This is a genomic window from Mucilaginibacter pedocola (assembly GCF_002013915.1).
Classification (GTDB): domain Bacteria; phylum Bacteroidota; class Bacteroidia; order Sphingobacteriales; family Sphingobacteriaceae; genus Mucilaginibacter; species Mucilaginibacter pedocola.
The window spans coordinates 19704-45107 of record NZ_MBTF01000023.1 but is presented as its reverse complement, the minus strand read 5'-3'; the positions used below and the strand labels follow the sequence as shown (position 1 = coordinate 45107).

Below are 25404 nucleotides of genomic sequence, written 5' to 3'. Positions count from 1 at the left end.
CATCTTCTTTGCAAAAAAGAAAGCCTGCGAATGGCATCGCAGGCTTTAACAAAACGAAACAACATTAATATCCCATCAGGGTCAGCGGCCTACTACATTTTATACAGCGATATACTGATCCGCTTTACAGGCCTCGGCCAGGGTCTCCACTATAGCTTCCAACAAGCCCTCGATTGGATTGTCACTGGTATTGGTCAGGCAAAGAGCGCCATTGCTGCTGAGCGCGCCAACGGTCTGTTCCATGCCTTTTCCAGAACGCACGATCGGCCCGTACACCGCATTTAGTTTAAGTTTACCAAAGTCGGTACCATATTTCAACTTACCCAGGTTGGTCACCATGATCTCGTGATTGAACGCATTTTTCAGGATGTCGATCATTTGCTGAAGATCAGGACTGTTAAAGGTCAGGTCGCGGAAGAAGTTGATGTAATTTTTTACATGCTCTTCGGTATCCGTACCGGCAAGGCCTGCCTTGGCCAGGCGGGCGATCTCCCAAAAATCATATGCTTGCTCCCCCTCGAAGAATACCGGGTGGGTCGTAATATTCAGGCCATAGTTATCATCCAGTTTTAATGGGCCACGGGCACATATCGGTGAAATAAGCTCGATCTTTTTGTCAGACCATTCCTTACGCTTCGTTCTCACTGCCGTGAGAACCGCGGCACATATCGCTCCGTGAACGGTCGTGCCTTCTTCGCGGGCCTTTTCAATAAGCCTCTGTGTAATAGCCGGAACGACCCTGATGCTAGATACTTTCGGAGTGACCGCCTTGAAGTCATTAGCGAGTGACGCAATATGGGATGCATCTGTGATGATAATATCTTCCGGAAGGCCTAAGCTCTCATCGTTCGACAGTTGAGGCTTCATGGCCTGTAATTCTTTGCCGGCCAAAGCGTTCAGCAGATCACGGAACAAATAAGTAAGAGAAGTACCGTCGGCAACGATATGGCTGCTTGCCAGTATTAAAACTGTTATGGCCGGCTTTTGTATCAATACAGCCCTTAACAGTGGTGCTTCAGCGGTATTGAATCGGGTGGCCAGTTCTTTTTCGGCTTCTTCTTCCCATCTGTAATTATCATCAACGTTCAATACGCGTAAAGGGATCGTTATCCCGTTCACATGTTCGAGTACAGGCCTTGAAAATTGGTCAAGTACAACTTTCGCGAATAAGTTCGGATGGCGTTGCTGTAGTTTCACCAATGCCTGCTGCCACGCTTCAACGGTCTCCCGGCCTTCAATCTCTGCGGCAAGGGCGAAATCTTTAGAATCGATCTGGTCGAGCAGCCAAAAGGTCTTTTCGAACGCACCCAGGGTGCGGTTTTGCTGATTTGTCATTTTAATTATTTTTTGTTCGTTAATTGATACAGGGCCAGCAGGCTGATGGCCGGCCAGCACTTGACCGGGGATCTGTTCCCGCTGTAGCGCCCTGAATTTTTAATTAGCTGATCACATTTATAGTGCAAAGATGGCGGGCCGGGGTTCTGTAATCAATCACCGATGGCGGGAGGTGCATCACTCAAAGTGGGGAGAACTAATGGCCAGGCAGTTGATCTTGCCTGTTGTTTTATCAAAATTGACCGGTGGATAGCAGTACCAGCGTACACGCATAGTCAATAATTATTCCTTGTGTCACTGCAAGTTGCTGAAGTATTTGATTCTCTGCCCCCGGATTGAATATGATTCGCCTTGGCCCTGTTTCGAGAATATAATCATACAGTGGGGGTTGGTTCTCCGGACTGACATACAACGTAATGGTATCGATGTCCCGGTGTATTTTTCCTGGCCTTTCGATCGGCACGCCGGCCACAATGCCCGCCTTGAGCCCTACATTGACGATCGGATGGCCATGCGCCACCAATTTGTTGGCCACCAGGTAAGCATATCGCTCCGGATTGGCCGAAGCGCCCAGTATCAGTGTTTTTTTGATCTCCATTTTGAATGAATTATTGTTTATTTACAGGCGTTCAAACCAGTTTTTGATGGATCGCTTTGGCCACGACCTCCGTCAGGGAGGCCACATGCAACTTTTCGTAGATGTTCTTCATGTGGCTGCGTACGGTCTCATAACTGATACCCAGCTCATGGCCGATCATTTTATAACTCAAGCCGTTCACTATGGCCGTGAGGACTTCCTTTTCTCGTAGGGTCAGTTTATATTCGTCGTTAACGGGCTCTTTTTTAGCCTGATACCCCCGTTGTAGCAAATTCAGTACCCGGCGCGCGATCGAAGGGCTCATCGGCGAGCCGCCGCTTTGCAGTTCCTTGATCGCATCGGTCAGCGAACTCGTCAGTTGGTTTTTAAGGATATACCCTGAAGCCCCCGCGCAGATGGATTCAAAGACACGCTCGTCGTCCTCAAATACGGTTTGTATCAGGATCGGAATATGTGGGAACTCCTTCGATAACAATTTAACGGCAGCAATACCATCCGTTCCCGGCATCTCAATATCCATCAGCACAACATCCGGCCTTGAGGCCAGCACATTATGGACACAATTCCCTGCGTCACTGAAATTGCCGGCCACCTCGAAGGATGGGTCAGTATTCAGTAGTAAAATGATACTGTTCCGTATGTTCTTGTTATCATCAAAGATCGCTACTCGAATGCACATCGCTTTTTGAATTAATTTACCTTTTTTTTTAATCGCCCGCATGCTCAAATATGGAATGCCATGCTGATCATCGTTCCTTTACCAGACTCGCTGCTGATCTGCAATTCAGCACCCAATTCATTTGCCCGGGCTTTGATGTTATTCAACCCGTTGCCTTCCCGGATACCGCAGAATGGGGTAGCGCTTTGCAACGGATCGAACCCTGCACCGTCGTCATTGATGGCCATTTCCACCCGGGCCTTATTGGATCGGATATCTACGGCCAGCGTCCGGCAGCCGGAATGTTTAATAGCATTATTCAACGACTCCTTCAGGATCAGGTAGAAGTTTTTCCTTGCGGACATCTCCAGTACCAATTGCAAGACCCGGTCATCGCAATTGAAAGCGAACCGGATGCCCTTCGCTGCGCACAGCGGCCGCGCAAACGATTGGATCTTTTGTACCAAACTGCTCATATGGTCGTTCTTAGGGTTAATCGCCCAGACGATATCGGACATTTCGCTAATGGTATCCGTAGCCGTTTCGTTGATCGTATCCAGCAGCAGTTTAAGCCTGTCCTGTTTTTGCTGCTCCTGGTAAACTTTCGCTACTTTACTATAGATAGAAATACTACTGAGGGTAGACCCGATCTGATCATGAAGGTCCTGTGCGATCGTGTTCCTGATCGACTGGCGTTTAAGGAACTCCTGCATCCTGTAGCGGTATAACAAGTATGCAACCGCGCTGAGAATGATCAGTAATAGCGTATAGAACCACCATTGGAAATAGATAGGAGGACTGACCCGGATCACGAGCGACTTGAATTTACTGATACTGTTGCCCTCCCAATTGGCCGCCCGAACCTTAAAGACATATCGCCCCCCGCGCAGGTTCGAATAGCTGGCAAAACCATGCTGGCCTGCATCGGCCCAACCCTGGTCAAACCCCTCCAGCATATATTGGTATTTAACGTGGTTGCTACTGTATTCGGGCGCGGAGAACTCGATCGAAAAATAGTTCTGGGCATGATTCAGCCTGATCTCGCGGTTACCAAGCAAATGGCTGTAGGAGGTATTAAATATCCGGAGATCAGTAAAATAAACCTCGGGCTGGCTGCTGATCTTTGCGACCTCGGCAGGATCGAACGTAATATAATAATTAGTCCCGCCGGCATAAAGCCGCCCCGCCCCATCCTTGTAGATGTACCCTTTAACACCGGCACCTGACTTCAGATCCGGAAGGTCATAACAACTGTAGGTTTTACTGGAGGGGGCGTAACCATGCAAATGTCCATTAGAGATCATCCATAAATAGCCCTGCCGGTCTGCCTCCAGCCCCTCCGTCAGGTTGCTCGAACCCGCAATATGCTCGAATTTTTGACTGCGGATATCAAAATAATGCAGGCCTCCTCCGTAGGTGCTGATCCAAAAATTACCATGCCTATCCTCGTTCAGATCAAAAACATCATTATTGCTGATCGAGGCCATATCGTTCAGATCGTTGGTGTAATAGCGGATCGAAGACACAGGCCGTTCCCAGGAGCCTAATCCAAGGCGATCGGTCGCCAGCCAGATATTCCCCTTTTTATCTTTGTACAGTTTTTTGATCAGGTTACCCATAACATCTAATCTTTTGGCCCCGGATCCGGGTTTGGCAACCCATTTTTGATCGGCCAGATCGTAATAGGCCATATGATGGCTATAGGAAGATACCAACAGGACAGGGTGCTGGCCGATCGTATCGCGGACGACCGAGACGATCCTTGAACCCATTAGCTTTTTCATCACGTGATCTGAAGACGTATTCGGCAGCAGGGTGGCTTTATTCGTCAGCTTGTCATATCTGAATAGTGCATAATCCGTACCGAGGTAAAAGGTGCCGTCCACGTCTAAAAAGAACTTGGTAACCGCCAGTGCCTGCTGACGATAACGGGCCTTCCGGTATTCGAACCCCTTCTTTCCTGCCCGTTTGATATAGATGCCGTTACTCGTACCGATCCATAGATCGCCCGCATTGTCCAGGTGGAAATCGTTAATAACGATATCGTTACCTTTCGACGGAAGGAATATTTTTTTGAATGGTGTATATACCGGGTCATAGACATTGATCCCGTTGTCCGTCCCGATCCAGATAATACCCTGCCGGTCGGTATATATCACATTGACTTTGTTATCGGCTATCGATCCACTTTCGTTACGGTGCCCGTACTCACGCCTTGACCCGTTCTTAGGATCCAACACCACAACACCTGCGTTGGCCCCGGCCATCCAGATATGCCCTGATCTGTCTTCTATAAACGGCACGATCTTACCATACGGAACATCGTCATCTTGCCTTCCTGTAATGTGCGGCGCTGAACTGTCGTAGCGGCGCTGATAGTTGACCAGAAAACTATCCCTTATGCGGTTATCATGGCCTGTAAAGTCAGATGGCAGCGGTTTCTCCGGGCCCGGCAGGTACAGGTCGCTGTGACGGGGGTAAGCTTTTACGATGAGGGTACGGGTATTGATCTTTATCAAGCCTCCGCCTGCCTGGCCGGCCCAAATGGTATCATTCCCGACCACACTCAGTGTTAATATATTTCTGGGGCTTTTACTATAAGCAATGTCAAATGTACCGCGCGCTTTATTGAACCGCACGATGTAATTATTGCCGGTGGCCAGCCACAGGTGGCCGTTCCCGTCATCGGCGATCTTGGTTATCCTGTTATCGGGAATACTGTTAACTGCCTTCGGGTCGTGCTTATATTGCCTGAACTGGCCAGAAGCCCGGGACCGGTAGTCGTAGCGCGTTAACCCGCCATCGGCCGTTGCGATCCAGATCACCCCCATATCGTCTTCGTGCAGATCGGTGATAATATTCCCCGATAAGCCCTGTGGCAGTCCCTGCTGACTTTTGAAGACCTTGAAGGACCTTCCGTCATACCTGTTGAGCCCATCTTCCGTCCCGAACCATAAAAAACCACGCTTGTCCTGCATGATAGCATTTACCTTGGCATGCGACAGTCCTTGTTCAGGCCCGACGGTTCTAAAAAAACGGTCCTTATTTTGCCCCTGCACCCGGCTTACACTGCATAAAATACAACACAGTATCAGCAATGTGAACAGCGCAAAAATGTTAACAGGTTCGCTAAAAATAGGATACTTCATTGTCTGGAACTTTTGTGGGGCTTTGTATAAAATAATCGGCTTTCTTTTATTTCCTTTGGCAGTATGCTGCCTGGCCAAAGCGGATGCTGATGAATTAAGCTGTTTCGGCAAAGCCCTTCAATATTAAAAGGCAAAACTATCCCTAAAACTGGCGAAGGCATATCCCCGATATCGGGGGTATAGCTACCGGCCGGCGTGAGTAGCTCATATGGTACCCTAACTTTCTAGGCTGTGGAGGATCATTCCAAGCATGGCCAAAGCCATACCACCCAGCGCATAAAGATCAGGGAGCGGGCTGCCCAATAGGATCACCTCGCCGGCAAGGGCAAAAAGCACCTCTGCTGATTGAGTGGCCTCGACCGCGGCAAGCCCTTTTTCATCCGCACTTACCTTATCGGTCGCGGAGAAGAACAGGGCCGTTGCCAGAACCCCCGAAAAAATGGCGACCACCAGGGTCTGCGCATATTGGCCGGGTGAAGGCCCGGCCTTGGATAACACGATCTCGCCGGTCGTCAGTATTAGCCAAAACGGCAGGCTGCATAAAACCATACCGAGAATACGCTGATACACATCTAATCTGCCATTGGTTACTTGCATCATCTTCCTGTTACCGAGCGGATAAGCGAATGCTGCAACGAGCACGGGCACAGCACCTTTGATCACCTTTTCGGGAGGTAACGATATGGCTTCCCGGGCCTGCATAACTACGATGCCGAGAAGAATAATACCTGAATACAATAGCGCCGAATGATGGCCGGTACGGACATTCGTTCCTTTCCGGTTAATGAAAGGTGCGACCAGCAAACCGGCAATGATGGTGAACTGCCAGGTTCCCGCGATCAGCCAGGAGGGCGTATAAGCAGCTGCAAAGGTCAGTGGCGCATAGAACAACCCGAAACCAACGGTACTCCAGAGCAGCCATTGAAGCGGCCTTGCGGCGATCTCCCTAAATAATGGTGTTACCCCCTTTTTTAGGCCTACGATCAGGAAGAAAAAAGGCAGCATCCAGTAGAACCTAAGCACCGAACTCCAGACCCAGCTACCCCCGCTGACGGACATCAATCTGTTTACAATGAACGTGATGGAGAATAGCAATGCTGAAGCAAGCCCCATTAGGATCGCTTGTTTACTTTTTAAATTCATATTGATCAACGATTTGGGCCCAGATGTTGCCTCCGCCATAGCCTGCCGGCCCTGATCTGGAGTTGCTCTAAAAATGCGAGCAGCATATCTTCTGTATCGGGTTCATCCAGCTGAAGTTCTTTTTCGATCAGCGTGAGCAGGTAAACGACAGGTTTGACATGCGGTAAGGGTAAGGCCACCAGCATAATATCGGGTGGGTTACTAAATAACTCCCCCTCAAGACAGTTCATTTGCACGCCATACAAGGCATCGTTAAAAAACAGCAGGTAGCCAGGGGCCACAGGTAATTCCGCGACGTGAAAGAATTGGCCGGGCCTGATAAAGGCCAACGTCGGCACGCCTATCGTAAAACGCCTGAGATCTATCGTGATGATGCTGCCTTCCGACAGGTAAGCGACCTTGATAAATGGCATGATCGCTTCTGATAAGATGAGATGCAGGTTAGATTCACTGAGCTGCAACATCCCTATCTTTCTTCCAGCACTCTCAAAAATGTGTTGTCTCATGATCATCGGGTTGGCCGGGCTTAAACTACTCGGCATACTGCTGCCGCATCAGTTGATGGTAACGGACAGGCCGTTTCAGCCTGTCCGTCGATTTTTTATGACCTGGCGAATTTTTCCAGTTCGGTATTGAATTTGTCCATTTCTTCCAGGAACAATGCGTGTCCGCTTTTTTCAAACTTCACGATGTAGGAGTTCTTGATCCCTTTGTGCAGTTCCTCTGCAAATTTGAAGTCACACAGTTTATCCTGAGTGCCGTGAAATATGGCCACTGGTATTTTTATCTTGGCTAGTGACGGGCGCAGGTCTAAGTCGCGAAGTGCAATAATTGCTTGTGCAGTGGCGTAGGGAGATGCATCGGCACTAATGCTGGCCAACCAGTTTGCTGCCGGTGCTGAAAGGCTGGTCTCGGTGGCACCAAAACCTTTACCAAAGCCTTCAATTAGTTGCTGACGATCGGTCTCTATGGTTTTGATGAGGCCCTTAGCTCCTTCATCGCTGATGCCGTAAGGTGAACCCGGGCGCTGTTTCCATGATGGTGCGGCTGCCCCAAATAGCGCCAATTTGCTAATATGCGCGCTATTGTATTTGGTAACATAATGCGTTACCACCGCGCCGCCAAGTGAAAAGCCACCAAGTACCGCTTTTTCTATTTTGAGTTTCTCCAGTACTACTTTGATGTCGTCGGAGAACACATCAAAGTTATATTTACCGTAAGGGCTGTCTGACTTACCAAAACCTCTTAGGGAGATACCAATCACCCGGAAACCTTTTTTGACCAGGTATTGATATTGATATTCGTACATGGCGTCGTTCAGTGGCCACCCATGGATCAGCACCACCGGCTGGCCCTCGCCAAGATCGGTCACATGTAGTTTAACATTCTTTTCTACTTCGATATATTCTGAACGGCCGGCGGAAGCAGGCGCTCTTTTAACCTGCGCGATGGCTGACTGGCCAAAAGCCAGGGCCGCTAAAAGACTGATGGTTGTGATGAATGTTTTCATTGTTTTTCTTTTTGATCTATTATCTATTTGTATTGCTGTTGTTTAACACTACAAAGGTGCGAACCACCCCACACTCCTGGAATGCACATATCGCTGAGTGTCTTGCAGATTTTTCCCGGCGCTTATCAAAAGGATGCCGCAGACAAGTGGGCATATCCCCTTTATCGGTTATTTCAGGCCATTGATGATCCCCCTACTTTTGCGTTTTAAAATCACCGATATGGAATATTCAAGAGCTTATACCGTAAAAGACGAACACATCGATATACAGGGAATTATGGATGGCTTGTATTATCCCTTTTATATGGAATGGTGCCGGCATGCGTTTATCAAGGAAGTGCTGGGCTTCGACTTTGAGGAGCAGGCCAGGAAGGGCATTTACATGGTTTTGTCCGGCTACAGCCTGGATTTTGTAAGGCCGCTCAAAAAGGGTGACGAATTTACGGCCACCTGCTCGGTACACAAAGACAGGAACGGCTTACCGAAACTGCATTTCAAACAAAGTATATTGTTGAACAAGAAGATCATGGCGAAAGGGGTGTTTACAGGCACCTGCATACCCGCCACAGGTGGCCGGCCATACTTACCGGACACTGTTATTACCCGGCTGAGTGATTTTCCGGAGATGGCGGGATAGGGATAAGCACCATCAAGAAAAAAGCCGAAAAACCTGGTCTTTGAAGACGGTTCTCCGGCGCTATAATTAAAAATGTTTACACGCATCAACCGGCCTTACGGTAAAAGCGGTCCAGTTGGACGAAACGGCGTTCCACTGCCGGTGAAGAGATGGGTTCGAAGCGAAATACCTCGTTTCCGTTCTTCTTTACGATGGCCTGAAAAGGCTGGCCGTGCATTTTTGTTAAATGATAGATTGTCAGCAACTCCGCAAGGTCTTCATGCCAGCTCGCTGATCCATATAAGGAGACGAAAGGTGTCTGGGAAAGGGCTTTATAGACCTGTTCCGCTTCGGACAAAGCGAACCGTCGCCCTCCAGGCCTGAAAATACTTTTAGCGGCCAGTGAATCCGGGAATGGCCAGATATGTGTACCGATATCGCTCCAGATATTTTTAGAAAAGCCTGCCCTGAACGGGTTGGGCACCGGGCGGCCTGCAATGGTATCGGTGTTGAGTAGGCCAAGAGCCCCGTCGACGACGTGCGTGCCTTCATGGAGTAATACATAAGTCAACGCGCTCATCAGGCCGGCCTGAATAGATACCGACATGGCCGAGTCGCCCTTGGTGTAACAATTTCTTTCTTTTTCAGTCACCCACTCCGATATGGTCTGATGCAGTATGCCTGCACGGAACGCGATGTGAAAAAGCTTTGTTTCTTTCTCTTTAGTGACCGGTGCGGTGATCGCGGTGTTAGGCATATTATCCACAAAACTGATACTTTTCAGGTGTTGTTTCAATACACGCTGGTGTAAAGGGGGAAGCACCGCTATCGCCTCCGACAGGATACGTGATTCATCTTTCGTCACCTGATGCTCAGTTGGGGACATCCCGGCATTCCGGAAAATATCCATGACATAAGCAGGTGTGGTTGTTAGCCGCGATACCAGGGAACTTTTAGGGTCCAGTCCATATTTTTTTTGGATAGCTGCCAGGCCGGCTTTTGGCCGGGCCGGTTTCGCGGTTTGTGCCATACTGCTGCGACCTGCGGCGAACAGTATAACGATCATCATATATATTAAGAATCTACCCGAAAACTTCATTTGTTTAAATTTTATAAATACAAAAGTGGTTACATAATAGCGCTGGTTAGCTGTATACGGTTCATGCTACCGATAAAATACTTGCTTTTCCCGTATCAGCTCGCGCCAGGAATTTTGTTTTAAATCCGGAAGGCGACTCGCCTGTTTTGATCAGGAACAACCGGCTAAAATAAGCGGGGTCATCATAGCCCAGTTCGTAAGCGATCTCCTTAGCTGACATCGCGGTATGGACCAGCAACCTTTTTGCCTCCAGCATGATGCGGCCTTTTATCACCTCGTTAGGAGCCGGCAAATTCATTCTTTTAAATTTGTGGGTCAGTGTTTTCGGCGCGATCAGCATGAGGCCGGCGTAATCCGCCACCGTATGTTTTTGTTTGTAGTGGGTATTCACCAGGCGGGTAAATTGCCTGAAATCATCCGCGCCGTTCATCTCGTCCGCCAAAACACCGCCGAGGTGCTGCTGTTTCCAGAAACGGGCCGCCTTGATCATTAACTGTTTCAGGTAAGCCCTCAACATTTCCTCCTGCGCGGTGTCCTCCGAATCTAATTCGTTTTCGATCTCCGTAATAAGGTGATCGATGAAAGCGACCTCCTGTTCAGGAACGTGGGTAATAGGCATACTATTGATATTATTGAATAGCAGGCCATCACAGGCTACTTCCTCATCGCGAAGCTGAAGGCAGTAAAAATCACGGTTATAATAGATAAGGTAACCGGGGTTTTTAAAAACGCTTGATACGGTCAATATTTGGTTGGGACTTATAAAGAATAGTGCCGGCCCTTGCGCCTGATGTACGGCGAAGTCCACTTGTACATGCCCACCTTCGGGTAGGTATATGACCTTGATATATGGTTTATACCGGTCCGAATTGATCTGGTCCAGGTTGTTGCTGTCAATAAGCACTGAACCAATGGTTTTAAGACTGTTGGCAAAAATGTTATTTTTCATCCTGAATGGTCATTAAGGTGGTTTACGGGTTTGCTACTGTTCAAAAAAGAGAACCGCCTTCTATGAACCGGCGGTTCTCTCTCAAACTGTTTCAATGCTTTAAGGCGCTGTTTAGCCGGTCACGTTAAAGGAGTCTATCAAGCCGTCTTTAAAACCTAAATGGAACTGGAGAACGATCGGACTTCCCGGAAATGTACCGGATACATTAGCCGTCAATGTTCCGTTAGATGCCGACTCTTCGTATTGAAGTGGTTCCATAAAAGATTCATATTTCGCATTGGCATCTTCGATCCATTCGAGGATCTCTTGTTTGCCGTTATGGGTTTTGCCCTCGTCATGAACGATGGCGTCCTCGGTGAACAACTCCACGTAAGCCTTGCTGTCCTGGGTGTTCAGCGTCTCTACGAAACGCGCTACTAATTGTGGTAATTCCATGGTTTCTATTTATTTGTTTTTAAATGGTTGGTACGGTACCGCCGTCAATAACGTAATTGGCTCCTGTTAAGTAATTGGCTCTTGGTGAAACCAGAAAACCGACCAGTTCGGCTACTTCTTCCGGATGGGCAGGCCTGCCGTAAGGTATACCCCCCAAAGCATCCATGACGCTTTGCTGAGCTTCTTCTACAGTACTATTTGCATTTCTTGCGAGTTCGCCCAAAAAGGCGATCGATGCTGATGTATTTATCCATCCCGGGGAAACAGCCAGCACGCGGACACCTTTTGGCGTGACTTCTTTCGATAAACTTTTACTGTAATTGATCAATCCTGCTTTTGCGGCCGCATAAGGCAGGGTAGAATCATACAGCGGCAATATGCCCTGTATGGAAGCGATGTGAATAATAACACCACTTTTCCGCTCGACCATTTGCGGTAAAAACCCCCTGTCAAGCCTGACAGGAGCCAGTAAATTAGCTTGAATGGTGGATATCCAATCCTCATCATTCAATGCTGAAAAACCACCGGCGGGTGTGGATGAACCGCCAAGGTTGTTTACCAGGATATCCAGCCTGCCATGGGTTGACAGCACTTCGCTGATCACTTTCTGCGCATCTTCCGCCTTGCTCAGATCTGCAGAAATAAACTGCAGGCCACCGTTTTCTTCTTCCGGTGCATTCCTCGCAGTTATAATTACTGTTGCTCCGGCTTGCAACAGCCTTTCAGCGATCGCCTTTCCGGCTCCTTTTGTACCACCTGTTACCAAGGCGATCTTGCCTGATAATTCATTGCTGTAATTGATTTGTTGCGTCATGATTATTATTGTTTTTTGGGCCAAATCTCAACAGTACGCGGGCATCAAACAATTACGGGGTTACGAATCAGATAGTGATAAATTTATCCGTATTGTTCAGTTATCGAGCCTGTTGTATATTTGTATTTATGTATGAAAAAAAGACTATTCCCTCTTAAAATTGCGGGCTTGACCTGGTCGGTGAGGTCCTCTATGGCAAATGGAAGATCCGTATACTGTGGTTCATTAACGAAGGCAACCTGCGGCCAAGCGAACTTCAGCGAAAGATCCCGGATGTTACCAGGCGGGTGCTGAATGTGCAGCTGAAAGAATTGGAGGACCATGAATTAGTCACCAAAAAGATCTTTCCGGTTATGCCGCCCAGAGTGGAATACACCCTTACCGATTTTGGCAAAACACTGATCCCGCTGATCAGTTCCATCGGACTTTGGGGGGATGAACACCAGGACCGGTTGCGCAGGGTCATTTTAAGGCGAACCGCACTATCTTCAGTTGAAACTTCCGACGCTCACCCGGAAGGCGCAAGGATCCGTTCCTTAGCCTGATGGCCTGCTATAACGCTAGGGCGGGCCTACATAGTCCTGGTAATGCTCCGGTAGGCACATGCAGTAGCCGAAGAAAAATATAAGTTCATCATGGTAAGTGAACCGCCATTTATCCGGGCCGTGGTTCTCACCGTACTGGGCCGGTGCTTCGGCCCCGTGCAGGCCAACTGATTTGGTACTTGTCAAAACACCGTTGGTTATCCCGCGGGCTTTGGTAACGTTGTGCGCGTCCGGTAAGCCATGCCGTTCCAATGAAAGCGAGCCCAATTCCATGGTAACGAGCGGAGTCTGTTTACGCGCTCGACGAAGCACCTTTGATAGATCTACGATCAGCATATTCGCTAACATGATGAGGCTATTGGTCAGCGCGATACCGACGATCATGTAGGATAGCGTCAGGGTATTGACCGTCGGATATGTCTTTTTCGGACTTTAGCGAGGGATCAAAACCGTAGGTAAGGCCTGATACGACAACTAATAGGACGATCAGCAATTGCAGGTTCAGAACGGCCTCGATGGCTAATATCAATAATGGCGCCCTCAGAAACGCCAGGTTCCTCTTGATGAAAATATGGGCCAGGATACTTAAAAAAGCTATTTTGTTAGCGAAAGCTAGGCTGGCCAAAAGCTGTAAATAAAGATCATGCTGCAGTGCAGGGATACCGGCCAACAGGCCTAACGGGACCGGGAAGATACGTAGCCAGGTGAACGATGCCGCCACCATCAAAGCCCAGTTGATGATGTACCCGTTTACAGATGTTTGTTGCCTATCCATGATATTTGCTTTTGATTACATCACAAATCTCGGATATCTCATTACGCAGAAACATAGCCGGACAACGCCTAAATATGTTCGGAACGTCCCACTAAAAAACACCAATGGCGGGGCTCATTTGGTAAATTATCACTATCTTATTAACTTTAAGCTGTAACGCTGATGGTCAAACACTTACGATAGCGCCTTTCGGTAGCATGAAAAAGAAAAAACAGACGATAGAAAATTTAACGATAGACCTCTTGCGGTCGAGGCTGGACCTCGATACCACCTGTAATGGTTTATACGTGTTTGATACGGATGCGCAAGAGATGGATACGTCCGGCATATCGCCATATCGTTCTGACCATAATTCCGTGCACCTAATCACCGGGGGACAGGTTAATGTCAAAGTCAACCTATTGGAGTACACTTTGAAAAAAAACGACCTGGTATTATTCACAGCCAATATGGTGAGGCATTTTGGCACGGTAACGCCGGATTGCACCTCCATCAATCTGCTGTTCTCTAATGACTACCTTTTAAGTTCGGCCCTTCCTTCAAAGACCGCGGAGGCGTTCGACTACTTGTCCGGCATTATTGACCCGGTGGTGTCGCTGCGCGACGATCAGTCCGACCTGGTCGTGACGCAGCTTAACGCGCTCGGAACAAGGCTCAGGCATGCCCGTGCGAATACGTTTTATAGCGAAGATATTTTGCGGCACCTTTTTTCCGCACTCATTTTCGAGGTCGGCGCCTTATATCAGCGGTTCGAGAAACCTTATGTGGTGTCCGGGCACCGAAAGGAGTATGTGGTGCACCAGTTCCTTAAACTCGTCACCAAAAAATTTAAAGAAGAAAAAAGCGTTCAGGCGTATGCCGATATGCTGAATATCACGCCCAAATACCTGACCACCGCCACGCGGGAACTGACCGGAAGGACCGCAGGTGAACTCATCGACGAAATGCTCGTTGTAGAAGCAAAAGTGCTCTTGAACGAATCGGGCATGCCGATCGCTCACATCGCGGAAGCCTTAAACTTCAGCGACCAGTTCGTGTTCAGCAAGTTCTTTAAGAAGCATTGCGGCCAAAATCCAAGTACTTACCGCCGCTCGGCCTGACGGTATGACCTGGTCAAAGATCGACTTTCAGACGAAGCCCTCCCTGCACAAGGTTCAGGTTTTGATCTGAATAGCGGCTTAACGGCACTTTAACGAATGGCTCAATAGAGACCGCGTATTTTTTCGCCACTTGCTGCCGCCAGCCAATTGCAAAATTATAGAGCCCGAATACACCGGAGCGCCGCCTGAGTTGTTCTTCCGGTACACTTTCTGTAGAAAATTCATTTACAGTCACCGTTTCCGACCGCATATTCCCGTCAGGATCTACATAGGTGTTAACCGTGGTCTTTTGTTCGGTATAATCAAGATGCTGTCGCTGGCCAGTAACTGCGTAGGCTGATATGCCCGCATGCGCATACAGCCTGCTACTGGCTTTAATCTCCAGGCCAAACGGGATCTCAATTCCCTGCAAACTCGCCTGGGAACCGGTCAGCACTTTACCGGTGCTGGTGCTAAGATCCGGATGACGGTCCCTGAACCCGCCGCCAAGCTGATTAAAATGCACACCGGCGGAGATCGAAAGGCGGCCAGTGGCTTTGTAAGCTATGTCCAGGCCTAAACCGATATCGGCCTTCAAACGATTGTCCATCGCTTGCCCGAATGCGAAAGCTAACCGCCATTTTCCGGAAGCCCGTTCACGGACGCCCGTACGGACCTCTTGCTTTTCGCCCGGCGGTATTTTTTCCTCGTGGCCACTTTCCGTGAAAGGGCCGGCCACTTGAAGGGCCATCGGGCCCGGGTTCTCCATTGCGGCAAGTAGCGGGCGCATGCTATTTAGGCTATCCGTGAGGCGGCCCGGCGTTTCTTCGGTTAAAGCCCCCCCTTCCGCTACCGTTGGTCTGGCTTTTTTAATGATGCGGGATACCGCTACAGCCCTGGCAGGCGGGCTGTGCTGCTGCTCAGCAATAGGTGTAACGGGCCGGATCCTGTTGGCTTGTGCCTGTGGATGATTTTGTATTACCACTCCATCCTGGTGTACCCACGGCACGATGATACGGAGTATACACAATAATATAGCAGCGGCCCCGGCTAAACGCGTCCAAAATACCACACGCCGGCGACGGCCCTGTTGCCGGTTGAACCGCTCCCAAGCGCCATCACGATACCCCACTTCAAATTCAGTTAGTTGCGTTCTGATGTGATCGATCAGTTCCTCTTTCATGTTCGTTCACGATGATTATATTCCTGATATATACTACGAAGCCTTTCCTTGGCACGGGAAAGGTAGACACGGCTATGCTTAACCGGGATATTAAGATGAGCGGCGATCTCTTCATGTTTGAATCCTTCGATCTCGAACATGTTGAAGATGACCTTTTGAAGTTCAGGCAGCTGATCGAGCATCCGTAAGATCTCTTCTGCATTCATCTTTTCCATGACCGTGGCCTGGACGCCGGTGATATGCAGATCGCTGATCTCCTCACTTTGGAATCGGTTCTTGTCGATACGAAGAAAATCGATAACGGTCCGCGAAGCGATCCGCGCGATCCAGCCACGGAATAATTTCGGCAGCTCGTCTGACGGGCCGGTATAATTGAAAGAATGTAAATGCCTGAAGATCTTAATAAAGCTATCGTTCACCAGTTCTTCATTCGCCTCGTTATCCTTATGGTACCTGATGACCACGCCCATCACATAGCCATAAAAAGAGCGGTACAGCCATTCCCGGCAATGCTCGTCACCTACTAGGCACCCGGCAAGGATGTCCTCCAGCTTCCTGATCGGCCTGACCTTGGCCGCCCCCCAAAATGTAGATAACAGTGCGTTCGCTCTCATCACAATAACGGCCATTCACGGGGTTACCGTGAATGGCCGCTCAGCTTCTTCAGATTATTTGTTCGTGATCACAGCCAGTGAAAGTTTAGTCGAATCGGCCGCTGCTTTCAATCCTCTAGCCCATATCGTGTAAATCTTGCCCTTTTCGATCTTCACTTTCTCGATCTTTGCCAATACCTCTGTTTTAGTGTTCTCCCTGATCTCGAAGTTCAATTCCGCTCCGGGAGTTACTGATGCGAAAGCTGTTCCTGCTTTGAATGCGGTGTTCGTAGTTACCGGCGCAGTTTGGCCCGTTAACACAAGGTCAAGGTTGCCGCTGTTCGGGCTCATGTTCACGAAGCGAACTTTCGCTTTGTCGGTAGCCGGCGCGCTCAGGTCATCTTCAATAAGGGTAAACGCAGCCCTGGCCGGGATGTCCGCAATGAACAAAGAGTAGTTTTTACCATTGCGTAATGGCAAGGTTGAACGGGTAATGATGCGTGAAGAGTCTTTTTTGGTGATGCTGAACTCTAAATTCTCTTCCTGTATCTTGCCATAAGGACTGGCCGTACCGAATGTCAGGGCTTTCAGGTCACTTTTGGTGCCATTCACTTTCAAATGAAGTTCAGGCGTACCTGGTGCAGCATGGATCACTGATAGTGCTGCGGCACCCGGTGTCACGACCGCGTTGTTGTCCTTTGTACAAGCAGTGAATAGCATTGCGATGGCTAAAAGGCCGGCAGCAGGTTTGAACAATTTTGTGTAATTCATCATGGTTGTTTTCATATTCTTGATCTTTGTTTTACCCGGTATAACGGGGGGCATTTACGAAAAGCAACAGCCCCGTTTTTTTTTTCGATCTTTTTTTGGAAGTGATATCGCCTCCCCTCTTAGCATTGATCTGCCTTAGATGGCCGCAAAGTTGCCCGCCTTTGGCTTGCCAAAAAATCACTGATAATGGGGACAGGTAACCTGATGTGGGGGCTCAAATGAGAGGTAGTGGAGGCCAATTGAGAACTTTAAACCGAAACAGTTTGATATCAAAAACTTAGGCCCGATAGATACCTTGGGGAAAAAATGTACGAGTAATGCCGCCTGTTCTACCTTTCGGCGCCCAGGTGGAGAATACGGAGCCATTGACCACTCTAATACGTCCTCTTATGAGCATCATTTTGTGTAATACGGAAATCAAAATAGCTTGTTGTAATTAACTGATTGCAATGGTCAAAGTGTTGCGGAATCATTGCTCCATTATTTGCATAATCTGGTGGTTAAGGCCTCCGAATCCTCCACACCCGGCAAAGGGGCAAGTTCCGCCGCCCCTGATTTCCTTGCGGCAACAAGCAAAGTGGTTTTCGTGGACGAAAATACATCTTTGCTGGGCGCTTGCGAGGCCAAGGATCCCCTTGCCTACAGCCCGTCGATGTAATTGGATTTTAGGCTGTTTGACGCTGGCTTTATTTAGGCCAGTCTACCTGGCTGCCTAATTTCGGATGATAGCTGGGGCGGTAAATGATATACTCCTTTTGCTCAGGCCCCTGATCTACCGGTGGTATGTGGCAATCGAGCTTATCTTTGAGATGCGCATCAGTTCCCGGCGGTTGACCTGAAATGGTGCAGCATGCCCGTTCCGTTGCCGGCTTTTGAACAGCGCAAAAAACAGGGCTACATGCGATACCAATAATATTGAATCTCCGCTCAGGCGAGAAGTCAGCGGTTGAAATGTTTTCATGATGTAAACCCTCATTCCAGCAAAGCATTGATGTCATCCAGTTTATAGTAATGCATCGAACCGACCCTGGTAAAACTAAGTGTACCGTTCATGCGGAAGTTTTGCAGTGTGCCGGGTGAGATATGAAGTAAGTGCCGCACTTCCTGGCTTCTCAGCCATTGTTTTTGGCCTGTATTCGCTGCAGGTTTGAGCAATTCTTTAAGTTCATCAAAAAGCTCGTTCTTAAAGCGGTTTAGGCCTTCCTTGGTGACTATGTCTATTGCTGCCATAATATTCTTTATTATGGAGCGAAGGTGGAACTGAAAAACGAGTATGTAAAAATGGATTGCCCGGATTTTGCCTATACCTACCTGTTTTAATTGCCTATCTGTACGCCAATCTTCCCATAGAAATTTCTATCGCCTTCTTTAAATTCAAGCAGGCTATGCGCCTTTCCAATTTCCGACAATTGGAAGACTTTGTTTAACACAGGCTTTAGTTTCCCGGACTCTATCAGTTTGGTGAGTTCGTCCAATTTGTTTCTGTTCTGCCTGGTGAACACAAAATGGTAAGTGGCATTTTTGCCCCACGCGTGGATCAGGTTTTGCGGCTTTTCAATATCAACAATGGTTACTACCTGGCCCATCTGGGTCAAGATCTTACCGCTATCCGAAAGTGTATTACCGCCTATGGTATCAATCACAATGTCCACACCATTGTTATTTGTCAGTTCTAATATCGCATCGATATAGTTTTCCTTTTCATAGTCGATGACATGATCCGCTCCCAGTTCTTTGAGAAACCTTTGATGAACACTTCTTGCCGTGGTATAAACGATGGCACCCATAGCCTTTGCCATCTGAATAGTGGGGATACCCACCCCACCCGCACCACCGTGTATCAAAATAGTTTGGTTGGCCTTAAGTTGCGCCCTGGTGTAAAGCATCTCCCAGGCAGTACCCGCTGCCAACGGAAATGTCGCAGCCTCTAAATGGCTTACATTTTTAGGTTTGATGCCGATTATCGATTCTCTTGCAACGTGGTATTCTGCATAGCTTCCTTGTCCGTTAAAAATTTCCGGCGTATAATATACCTCGTCACCAACCTTAAAATTTTTAACACCCGTCCCTATTTCTACGATCACGCCGGACACATCATGCCCGGTAATGACGGGAAGCTGCAATTCATTTTTATAATCCCCCCGTCGTACCTGGTAATCCAGCGGATTCACTGATGTCGCCATCACTTTTACAAGCACTTCATCAACTCCCGGTTGTGGGGTTGGCACATCTAATATTGCAAATTTTTCAACCGAGCCGAACTCGTTCAATACTGCTGCTTTCATTTTATATTTAGTTATTTAGGTAAACTTCTAATTCTATAATCAAAAAATTTTATAAGCTATCTTTGATCAACGATGCCAACTGTTGTATAGCCGCTTCGTTACGTTTATAATATGTCCACTGGTCTTTTCTTGTTGCCACCAAAAGATCAGCTGCTGCCATATTTTTAAGATAAACCGAAACTGTGGGGATAGACATTTTTGCCTTTTTAGCGATATCAGATACACACACGCCTAACGAGGGCTTATAGTCGTCCAATTCCTCAGCCGCAAAATAAGCAAAGGGATCTTTCAACCAGGTAAGGATATCCAGGCGAGTTTGGTTAGATAAAGATTTTATTACCTCTAGCAGTTTCATACCACAAATTTAGGCATTTACCTAAATACCTACAAGCACCCTTTTAAAATTTACGCTTTCGTGATAAAGAACGCCGCCGGAAATATTTAAAGCAAAAACGGTAGCGGGTCATCGCCCACCACCGCCCTTAACAATTTTAAACCTTATTCAAACCTTCCCCTTTAAGCTAACAGCTCGCCCATGCCAAACAGCGTTAGGCCCGGTGCAAATTGTTCAGCTACTGCCTCATTAGCAGCATGTATGTATTTCCCGGTTATCGGGTCAACAACGGTTCTCAATGGCCTTTTGCCTTTTTCTGCACCGATCAATTCTACAATAGCATCGGCAACATCCTTCGGGTTGGGGTTGTGGCTTTGTATCAGCTCGGTGATCGCTCCCACCATTTTCCCGGGAATTTCGGCGATAGCACTGTAACCTTCAAACACCGATTGGTCTGAGGCGTATTGTGTTTTCTGAGACATTTCGGTAGGAAATGCACCCGGCTCCAGTATGGCGACATCTATACCAAGGCGTTTAACTTCATAGTGCAAGCCCTCACTAATTCCTTCAAGGCCGAACTTGGACCCTGCATATATGGTTGCGAACGGAAAGGAAACCCTGCCAAAACCGCTGGTTACATTGATGATGAGGCCATCGGCTTGCTCACGCATGGCCGGTAGTACCTGTTTAATGAATCTCCAGGGCGCAAATACGTTTACATCGAATATGGCCTTTACATCGGCTGTGGTGAAGCTTTCCGCTACCCCATTCATTGACACACCGGCGTTATTAACCAGCACATCAACTCTGCCTTCATTTGCTATAATGGTATCTACAGCCTGTTTTACGCTTTCGTCATCAGTTAGCGAAACATCCAATACAGTCACGTTCTCTACAGCCGACAGTTCTTGTGCTTTTTCAGCATTTTTACCTTTGGTATCTCTCATGGTGGCATAAACTTTATGCCCTAAAGCTGCAACGCTATGGGCGGTCAGCCATCCAAAACCACTATTTGTTCCTGTTATTAAAACTATTTTTTTGCTCATTTTCTTTTTATATAAGTTGATGATGCAAAGTTTGGTAACTTAAAAATGAAAACATTTACCATTTGGTAAAAAGTGATTTTAACGTATATTTTTTCTGATACGGCTTAACGATTGCTGCGTGATGCCAAGGTAGGAAGCAATATGCGAGAGCGGTACACGGCTGAGAAGGCCCGGGAAATGCTCGATAAACGATAAATAACGGGTGGTGGCATCTTCTGATACCAGCGGGCTTCTTCTTTCAATGGTTTTCAACAGGCAATTCTTTAAAATCAGGTGCTCAATATCTTTCCAGCCAACAACGGTGTTGCCTATCTCGTCCCAGGCTTTTTTCGAGAAAACAAGGAATTTACAATTGGTAACCGCTTGTATATATTCGGATGCGACTACCTGTGATTCGAACCGTTGCTGGTCGGAAACAAAATTATTCTCATCAATAAACGAATGTGTTATCTCTTCACCTTTGTTGTTATAATAACAAAAACGAACCACACCATCCAGCAGAAAGCCAACATACCTGGGGATTTTGCCGGCTTCAGAAAAATAATCCTCTTTATGAAGTTCCAGTGTTTTGGCCTTGCTCAGAATAAAATCTGTTTGCTGTTTATTGAGGTTCCCGAATTGGAGAATGTAATTAACGAACGCTTCCATAAGTTAAATTTCGGCTTTATTAACGGCAGTTTATTTACCATTTGGTAAATAATGAAAATTGACATACACGATGCCTTTGCAGGATTGACAATTGTCAACGTTATTTTTTATCATACCTCATCGTTACAGAACCGTTGCCTGCGTCATATTTACGGTATTACAAATCATTGAAAACATAAACCTTATGAAAATTGGATTTATTGGCGCAGGCCATATCGGAAAAGCACTTGCTAAAAAATTTGTTAATGCAGGATTTCCTGTCATCATTTCAAATTCAAGGGGCCCTGAATCATTGCAGCCCCTGGTTAACGAACTCGGGGGCTTAGCAACTGCCGGTACAAGCGAAGATGCCGCTACCGCAGACCTGGTTGTCCTCACCGTATTGTGGGATCAAATACCGGGGGCATTGGCAAAAGTAAAAGATCAGCTTGCCGGCAAGATCGTAATCGACACCACCAATAACATGAATAGCGGCGCTGCTGACAAACCAACAAGTGCTGCAATTTCTGAGCTGATCCCCGGCGCTAAAGTAGTGAAGGCGTTTAATACTCTGATAGCGGCGACGCTTGATACCGACCCTGTTGTTGATAACGGCAAGCGCGTTATTTTCTATTCCGGTAATCATCCGTCTGCCAAAGAAACCGTTGGGAACATCATTACACAATTCGGGTTTGCCGGAGTTGACCTGGGCAGCCTTGACCAGGGTTCGCCAATAACCGAATTTGGGAAAGCTCTATCGGTGTTGAACCTGGTAAGCTACCCTAACTGAGTTTAATCACTATTCCGTTATAATTAAGGGTCGATGAAAATCGGCTCTTAATTTACCTCATGGATTGTCTTTTTACCCGGCTTAACGTTTCTTTAGTAACGCCGAGGTACGATGCAATGTGGTGCTGGGGGAACCGTTGTACAAAATGCGGATACTTCCGCTCAAACTCCATATAGCGTGCCTCAGCCGTATCACGTATCATGGAATTTAATCTTCCGTGCAAAGCAATAGCGTGCCTGTCGTCCATAACCCTAAGCATCTGCGCCATAGCAGGTATTTTATCTGCCAGTTCATAAAAATCTTTGGGGCTTATAATCAGCATCTCGGTATCTTCCCATGCTTCGATATTATAAACCGAAGGTTTGTTCGACAGCAAACTGGCGCGGTCGTCTGCCCAGTGATCTTCTATATACAGCTGTACAACCTTCTCGTTTCCCTTATCGTCTATTAAATATTGGCGCATGGCCCCCTTTGTAATGAAAGCCGTGTATTTAGAAACATCGCCCGCTTGTAACAGGTACTGCCTTCTCCGCAGTTTCTTTGGCTGAAAAATATTTTGTATCAATCCTGTTTCCTGAAAGCTTAGTGGTAAACCGGAATAATTGGTGATGTAATTAATTAAATTCTGATACATTTATGAAGCCCCCTATCTCTTTCGAATTTACGAATAATAAAAACATGCTGTAGAAAAAGCACAGCTTGTAAACAAACCACTTAATAATATAGCTGATCAATTACTAAGGATCTAACAGCCTGTCATAACACTTCGATATTTCCCGGATAAGTGTGTTGTGAGGGTTTATGGCCGAATGCCCCCGAAAGGCATTTTAAGGTCAAATAATGTTGAAGTAAATAGCGGCGAAAGCAGAACTAAAGCGTGTTTTATTAACTGATCAGTTCCGGCCTTTCGCCGCATTTTTGAAGATAAACTAAGACAGGCCTCTGTTTATCGAAATGGCATTGGAATGTATTACTGTTTTTTAAAGTAGTAACCGCCAAAATATTTTATAGGCGACCATGACGGCAGTACCTCCCCGAGCTGGGGAGAAAGGCCACTGTATTTGCCGGAACCCCATACTACTTTTCCGCCTAGTACGGTTAGTACGGATGTAAGGCCCTTAATATCATCCTCGGGGATAGTAAAATAATCATCACTCAATAATACAAAATCGGCAAGGTTACCGGGTGCTATACGCCCTTTTTCATTTTCCTCATTTTCGAACCAGGCCGCGCCCGTTGTATACAACTTAAGGGCTTCTTCCCTTGTAAGGCGATTATCCTCGGCCAAGATCACTTTACCTGATACTGATTTACCGGTGACTGCCCAGCTAATACCCGTCCACGGGTTGGCCGGCGATACACGGAAGGCATCCGTGGTTAATGATAAAGGGATACCGCTTTTCTTCAGCGCGCCAAACCTTGGTGTATACATCGCTTTATCAAGGCCATAGGTCTTCGCAAAGCTTTCACCATGCAGCGCCATTTTATTATCAAGCGCTATGCCGCCGCCTAACTTTTTTATCCTTGCGATGTTTTCATCACTTAGCGTCTCGGCATGTTCGACAGCCCAGCGCATGCCATCCAGCGGCGTGGTTTTCACCACTTCCTCAAATGCGTCCAGAAACGGTGTCAGATTCTCGTTGTATGACATATGCGCCCGGAACGGTATCCTCTTTTCGATAAATTTACGAATGTACTCTTCAGCATATTTCTTCATCGTCTCATAAGGAATGATGATAGCCGGTTTATCAAAATTTTCATGGTCGTGTACCTCCGGGCTAATTACCTCACCGGTGCCCTCGTATTCATGCCCGTGCTCCATATTCGGGTTCAGGTTTTGCCCCGGGCTTATGGGCGACGTCCTGGTTACCCTTTCTATTTCGGTATCCACCCAGCTTTTGTTAGGGTCATAATTAAACCCGAGGTCGACGAAAGGAAAACGAATATTCATCCTGTTCGCTTTTATAAGGGCCTCGATGGGTGCGTGGCCCTGAGGGTAGGGAATAACGCTGGAGTTTTCAATAACCGTAGTCAGCCCGAAATGGTTCAGGTCCCTGATCAGGTACTCCAGCGAACTTATCTCCTCTTCGGCAGTCGGTGTGGGCATCATGGCATCCAAAGCCACAAACACGAACGTATTTGCTTCGATAATTCCTGTGTAATTCCCTTTGCTGTCTTTCTGAAGCACAGTGCCCGGATCTGCCTTAAATTTCGGCGTGCCGATGCCAAAGAACTTCATAGCGGGCTTATTAAGCCATAATTTATTGTAGGCATACTGTACCCACAGAAGCTTATCCGGCACCGCTTTATTCAATTCTTCAATAGTAGGTTCGCGGTTTTCTTTGAACTGATAGGGAGACCATGCCCCGGTTACTTTTACCCATTGGCCTTCCGGTGTCCTTGCCGATTGTTCAGTCAGCATTTCCAACGCACGTTTTAATGTGGGCACGCCGTCCCACTTTACCTTTTGTGTAAAATTGCGTTCGTTCAATGGGTGCATGTGCGAATCTTCCAGGCCCGGTATCAGCCTTCTCCCATCCGCATCTATTAATTTGGTGTGGCCATCTTTGAGGCTTAAAATTTCGTTATCAGCGCCAACGGCGTAAATCCGCCCGGCTTTTACGGCCAGCGCCGATGCCTCTGGCTGTGCTGCTGTCTGCGTCGTGATCTTAGCGTGATAAACGATCATGTCTGCCCCGGCAGAGGAATTAACTGATTGAGCGTGTAGCCCGAGAGAAAAGATAGCTGTTGCAAGTAATGTAAATGCTTTTTTCATACGTGATTTTGAGAAATTTTGAACGATGCTTGCTGAAAACCTAATGCATATTTTGCTTCATCCCGGCCAGGTTTTTCGCAGCTATACTTCAGTGATCTAACCGCGTAAAATTGCTGCTGAAGGGTGCCCAAAGACGATGATAATTGATAAAAAAAAGCGTTGACAAATGTCAACGCTTTTGGCTCATGTAGGGCTTTCGAAAGTTTCTGCTATTTCTGCCGGCTCTAATATCGATCCGCCCGCTGTATTAAAGATGAAAACCTTAAGGGAAGAATTGTTATCAGTTAATTATAA

27 protein-coding genes are annotated in these 25404 nt (G+C 47.4%); 4 read left to right on the top strand and 23 right to left on the bottom strand.

The genetic code is table 11. The annotated features are described in order from the left end of the window. Positions 1-99: 99 nt before the first annotated feature. The 7 genes from BC343_RS17710 to BC343_RS17680 all read right to left on the bottom strand — a co-directional run bounded on the left by BC343_RS17710 (position 100) and on the right by BC343_RS17680 (position 8393). Complete coding sequence (locus BC343_RS17710) at positions 100-1335, bottom strand: condensation domain-containing protein (RefSeq protein ID WP_078349132.1); 1236 nt, start codon at positions 1333-1335, stop codon at positions 100-102. 232 nt (positions 1336-1567) lie between these two features. Then, a complete protein-coding gene (locus BC343_RS17705) occupies positions 1568-1933 on the bottom strand; it encodes a CoA-binding protein (protein ID WP_394333383.1) in 366 nt (121 codons plus the stop codon). Between the two features lie 31 nt (positions 1934-1964). Then, entirely contained in the window at positions 1965-2654 is a 690-nt protein-coding gene (locus BC343_RS17700) for a response regulator transcription factor (RefSeq protein WP_238381799.1), read from the bottom strand. 2 nt (positions 2655-2656) lie between these two features. Further along, on the bottom strand, positions 2657-5740 hold the full coding sequence (locus tag BC343_RS17695; RefSeq protein ID WP_078349131.1) for a sensor histidine kinase: 3084 nt from the start codon (positions 5738-5740) through the stop codon (positions 2657-2659). A 216-nt stretch (positions 5741-5956) separates the two neighbouring features. Continuing rightward, positions 5957-6883 carry a DMT family transporter gene (locus tag BC343_RS17690; RefSeq protein ID WP_078349612.1) on the bottom strand — a complete coding sequence of 309 codons (927 nt, stop codon included), beginning with the start codon at positions 6881-6883 and terminating at the stop codon, positions 5957-5959. A gap of 5 nt (positions 6884-6888) precedes the next feature. Next, positions 6889-7389, bottom strand: a complete 501-nt coding sequence (locus tag BC343_RS17685) for a hypothetical protein (protein ID WP_143822247.1) — start codon at positions 7387-7389, stop codon at positions 6889-6891. A gap of 95 nt (positions 7390-7484) precedes the next feature. Next, the gene (locus BC343_RS17680; RefSeq protein WP_078349129.1) at positions 7485-8393 is read right to left on the bottom strand and encodes an alpha/beta fold hydrolase; all 909 of its coding nucleotides are present in this window, start codon (positions 8391-8393) and stop codon (positions 7485-7487) included. 220 nt (positions 8394-8613) lie between these two features. Between BC343_RS17680 and BC343_RS17675 the strand changes: the two genes are divergently transcribed. Next, entirely contained in the window at positions 8614-9030 is a 417-nt protein-coding gene (locus tag BC343_RS17675; protein ID WP_078349611.1) for an acyl-CoA thioesterase, read from the top strand. A gap of 85 nt (positions 9031-9115) precedes the next feature. Here BC343_RS17675 and BC343_RS17670 read toward each other — a convergent pair whose 3' ends face one another. The 4 genes from BC343_RS17670 to BC343_RS17655 all read right to left on the bottom strand — a co-directional run bounded on the left by BC343_RS17670 (position 9116) and on the right by BC343_RS17655 (position 12306). Further along, positions 9116-10078 carry a hypothetical protein gene (locus BC343_RS17670; RefSeq protein WP_202909816.1) on the bottom strand — a complete coding sequence of 321 codons (963 nt, stop codon included), beginning with the start codon at positions 10076-10078 and terminating at the stop codon, positions 9116-9118. A gap of 91 nt (positions 10079-10169) precedes the next feature. Continuing rightward, entirely contained in the window at positions 10170-11057 is an 888-nt protein-coding gene (locus BC343_RS17665; RefSeq protein ID WP_078349127.1) for a helix-turn-helix domain-containing protein, read from the bottom strand. Positions 11058-11168: 111 nt separating this feature from the next. Continuing rightward, complete coding sequence (locus tag BC343_RS17660; protein WP_078349126.1) at positions 11169-11492, bottom strand: nuclear transport factor 2 family protein; 324 nt, start codon at positions 11490-11492, stop codon at positions 11169-11171. A gap of 19 nt (positions 11493-11511) precedes the next feature. Next, the gene (locus tag BC343_RS17655) at positions 11512-12306 is read right to left on the bottom strand and encodes an SDR family oxidoreductase (RefSeq protein WP_202909815.1); all 795 of its coding nucleotides are present in this window, start codon (positions 12304-12306) and stop codon (positions 11512-11514) included. 173 nt (positions 12307-12479) lie between these two features. Here BC343_RS17655 and BC343_RS17650 point away from each other — a divergent pair, with 173 nt between their 5' ends. Further along, positions 12480-12851 carry a winged helix-turn-helix transcriptional regulator gene (locus tag BC343_RS17650; RefSeq protein ID WP_262493457.1) on the top strand — a complete coding sequence of 124 codons (372 nt, stop codon included), beginning with the start codon at positions 12480-12482 and terminating at the stop codon, positions 12849-12851. A gap of 15 nt (positions 12852-12866) precedes the next feature. Here the strand turns inward: BC343_RS17650 and BC343_RS17645 are convergent, their stop codons facing one another. Next, positions 12867-13124 carry a hypothetical protein gene (locus BC343_RS17645; protein WP_078349125.1) on the bottom strand — a complete coding sequence of 86 codons (258 nt, stop codon included), beginning with the start codon at positions 13122-13124 and terminating at the stop codon, positions 12867-12869. Between the two features lie 82 nt (positions 13125-13206). Next, positions 13207-13626 (bottom strand): hypothetical protein, encoded by a 420-nt coding sequence (locus BC343_RS17640; RefSeq protein ID WP_078349124.1) that lies wholly within the window; start codon positions 13624-13626, stop codon positions 13207-13209. Positions 13627-13823: 197 nt separating this feature from the next. Here BC343_RS17640 and BC343_RS17635 point away from each other — a divergent pair, with 197 nt between their 5' ends. Then, the gene (locus BC343_RS17635) at positions 13824-14726 is read left to right on the top strand and encodes an AraC family transcriptional regulator (protein ID WP_078349123.1); all 903 of its coding nucleotides are present in this window, start codon (positions 13824-13826) and stop codon (positions 14724-14726) included. 13 nt (positions 14727-14739) lie between these two features. On the opposite strand, the gene BC343_RS17630 is transcribed toward BC343_RS17635, so the two are convergent. The 8 genes from BC343_RS17630 to BC343_RS17590 all read right to left on the bottom strand — a co-directional run bounded on the left by BC343_RS17630 (position 14740) and on the right by BC343_RS17590 (position 21565). After that, positions 14740-15888, bottom strand: a complete 1149-nt coding sequence (locus BC343_RS17630) for a hypothetical protein (RefSeq protein ID WP_078349122.1) — start codon at positions 15886-15888, stop codon at positions 14740-14742. Further along, positions 15885-16517 (bottom strand): RNA polymerase sigma factor, encoded by a 633-nt coding sequence (locus BC343_RS17625; protein ID WP_078349121.1) that lies wholly within the window; start codon positions 16515-16517, stop codon positions 15885-15887. Before BC343_RS17625 ends, BC343_RS17630 begins: the two co-directional genes overlap by 4 nt. A gap of 39 nt (positions 16518-16556) precedes the next feature. Then, positions 16557-17267, bottom strand: coding sequence for a DUF4397 domain-containing protein (locus BC343_RS17620; RefSeq protein WP_162276894.1), 711 nt, complete (start codon positions 17265-17267; stop codon positions 16557-16559). 957 nt (positions 17268-18224) lie between these two features. After that, the gene (locus BC343_RS17610) at positions 18225-18482 is read right to left on the bottom strand and encodes a helix-turn-helix domain-containing protein (RefSeq protein WP_078349118.1); all 258 of its coding nucleotides are present in this window, start codon (positions 18480-18482) and stop codon (positions 18225-18227) included. Between the two features lie 86 nt (positions 18483-18568). Further along, entirely contained in the window at positions 18569-19537 is a 969-nt protein-coding gene (locus BC343_RS17605) for a zinc-dependent alcohol dehydrogenase family protein (protein WP_078349117.1), read from the bottom strand. 49 nt (positions 19538-19586) lie between these two features. Further along, positions 19587-19892, bottom strand: a complete 306-nt coding sequence (locus BC343_RS17600) for an ArsR/SmtB family transcription factor (protein ID WP_078349116.1) — start codon at positions 19890-19892, stop codon at positions 19587-19589. Positions 19893-20053: 161 nt separating this feature from the next. Then, on the bottom strand, positions 20054-20917 hold the full coding sequence (locus BC343_RS17595; protein WP_078349115.1) for an SDR family oxidoreductase: 864 nt from the start codon (positions 20915-20917) through the stop codon (positions 20054-20056). A gap of 78 nt (positions 20918-20995) precedes the next feature. Next, a complete protein-coding gene (locus BC343_RS17590; protein WP_078349114.1) occupies positions 20996-21565 on the bottom strand; it encodes a Crp/Fnr family transcriptional regulator in 570 nt (189 codons plus the stop codon). Between the two features lie 184 nt (positions 21566-21749). Between BC343_RS17590 and BC343_RS17585 the strand changes: the two genes are divergently transcribed. Continuing rightward, positions 21750-22334: an NADPH-dependent F420 reductase gene (locus BC343_RS17585; RefSeq protein ID WP_078349113.1), complete on the top strand. Its 585-nt coding sequence runs from the start codon at positions 21750-21752 to the stop codon at positions 22332-22334. Positions 22335-22386: 52 nt separating this feature from the next. Here BC343_RS17585 and BC343_RS17580 read toward each other — a convergent pair whose 3' ends face one another. After that, positions 22387-22968 carry a Crp/Fnr family transcriptional regulator gene (locus BC343_RS17580; protein ID WP_078349112.1) on the bottom strand — a complete coding sequence of 194 codons (582 nt, stop codon included), beginning with the start codon at positions 22966-22968 and terminating at the stop codon, positions 22387-22389. A gap of 336 nt (positions 22969-23304) precedes the next feature. Next, positions 23305-25110 carry an amidohydrolase gene (locus BC343_RS17575; RefSeq protein ID WP_078349111.1) on the bottom strand — a complete coding sequence of 602 codons (1806 nt, stop codon included), beginning with the start codon at positions 25108-25110 and terminating at the stop codon, positions 23305-23307. Between the last annotated feature and the right edge of the window lie 294 nt (positions 25111-25404).

Bases quoted from the DNA above. Each gene is read 5' to 3' on its own strand.
- BC343_RS17640 (WP_078349124.1), bottom strand. From the start codon at position 13,626: ATGGATAGGCAACAAACATCTGTAAACGGGTACATCATCAACTGGGCT.
- BC343_RS17625 (WP_078349121.1), bottom strand. From the start codon at position 16,517: ATGGCCGTTATTGTGATGAGAGCGAACGCACTGTTATCTACATTTTGG.
- BC343_RS17590 (WP_078349114.1), bottom strand. From the start codon at position 21,565: ATGGAAGCGTTCGTTAATTACATTCTCCAATTCGGGAACCTCAATAAA.
- BC343_RS17710 (WP_078349132.1), bottom strand. From the start codon at position 1,335: ATGACAAATCAGCAAAACCGCACCCTGGGTGCGTTCGAAAAGACCTTT.
- BC343_RS17645 (WP_078349125.1), bottom strand. From the start codon at position 13,124: ATGGAATTGGGCTCGCTTTCATTGGAACGGCATGGCTTACCGGACGCG.
- BC343_RS17670 (WP_202909816.1), bottom strand. From the start codon at position 10,078: ATGATGATCGTTATACTGTTCGCCGCAGGTCGCAGCAGTATGGCACAA.
- BC343_RS17680 (WP_078349129.1), bottom strand. From the start codon at position 8,393: ATGAAAACATTCATCACAACCATCAGTCTTTTAGCGGCCCTGGCTTTT.
- BC343_RS17705 (WP_394333383.1), bottom strand. From the start codon at position 1,933: ATGGAGATCAAAAAAACACTGATACTGGGCGCTTCGGCCAATCCGGAG.
- BC343_RS17690 (WP_078349612.1), bottom strand. From the start codon at position 6,883: ATGAATTTAAAAAGTAAACAAGCGATCCTAATGGGGCTTGCTTCAGCA.
- BC343_RS17575 (WP_078349111.1), bottom strand. From the start codon at position 25,110: ATGAAAAAAGCATTTACATTACTTGCAACAGCTATCTTTTCTCTCGGG.
- BC343_RS17685 (WP_143822247.1), bottom strand. From the start codon at position 7,389: ATGAGACAACACATTTTTGAGAGTGCTGGAAGAAAGATAGGGATGTTG.
- BC343_RS17580 (WP_078349112.1), bottom strand. From the start codon at position 22,968: ATGTATCAGAATTTAATTAATTACATCACCAATTATTCCGGTTTACCA.
- BC343_RS17600 (WP_078349116.1), bottom strand. From the start codon at position 19,892: ATGAAACTGCTAGAGGTAATAAAATCTTTATCTAACCAAACTCGCCTG.
- BC343_RS17585 (WP_078349113.1), top strand. From the start codon at position 21,750: ATGAAAATTGGATTTATTGGCGCAGGCCATATCGGAAAAGCACTTGCT.
- BC343_RS17595 (WP_078349115.1), bottom strand. From the start codon at position 20,917: ATGAGCAAAAAAATAGTTTTAATAACAGGAACAAATAGTGGTTTTGGA.
- BC343_RS17605 (WP_078349117.1), bottom strand. From the start codon at position 19,537: ATGAAAGCAGCAGTATTGAACGAGTTCGGCTCGGTTGAAAAATTTGCA.
- BC343_RS17635 (WP_078349123.1), top strand. From the start codon at position 13,824: ATGAAAAAGAAAAAACAGACGATAGAAAATTTAACGATAGACCTCTTG.
- BC343_RS17655 (WP_202909815.1), bottom strand. From the start codon at position 12,306: ATGACGCAACAAATCAATTACAGCAATGAATTATCAGGCAAGATCGCC.
- BC343_RS17700 (WP_238381799.1), bottom strand. From the start codon at position 2,654: ATGCGGGCGATTAAAAAAAAAGGTAAATTAATTCAAAAAGCGATGTGC.
- BC343_RS17675 (WP_078349611.1), top strand. From the start codon at position 8,614: ATGGAATATTCAAGAGCTTATACCGTAAAAGACGAACACATCGATATA.
- BC343_RS17610 (WP_078349118.1), bottom strand. From the start codon at position 18,482: ATGGCAGCAATAGACATAGTCACCAAGGAAGGCCTAAACCGCTTTAAG.
- BC343_RS17660 (WP_078349126.1), bottom strand. From the start codon at position 11,492: ATGGAATTACCACAATTAGTAGCGCGTTTCGTAGAGACGCTGAACACC.
- BC343_RS17665 (WP_078349127.1), bottom strand. From the start codon at position 11,057: ATGAAAAATAACATTTTTGCCAACAGTCTTAAAACCATTGGTTCAGTG.
- BC343_RS17630 (WP_078349122.1), bottom strand. From the start codon at position 15,888: ATGAAAGAGGAACTGATCGATCACATCAGAACGCAACTAACTGAATTT.
- BC343_RS17695 (WP_078349131.1), bottom strand. From the start codon at position 5,740: ATGAAGTATCCTATTTTTAGCGAACCTGTTAACATTTTTGCGCTGTTC.
- BC343_RS17620 (WP_162276894.1), bottom strand. From the start codon at position 17,267: ATGAAAACAACCATGATGAATTACACAAAATTGTTCAAACCTGCTGCC.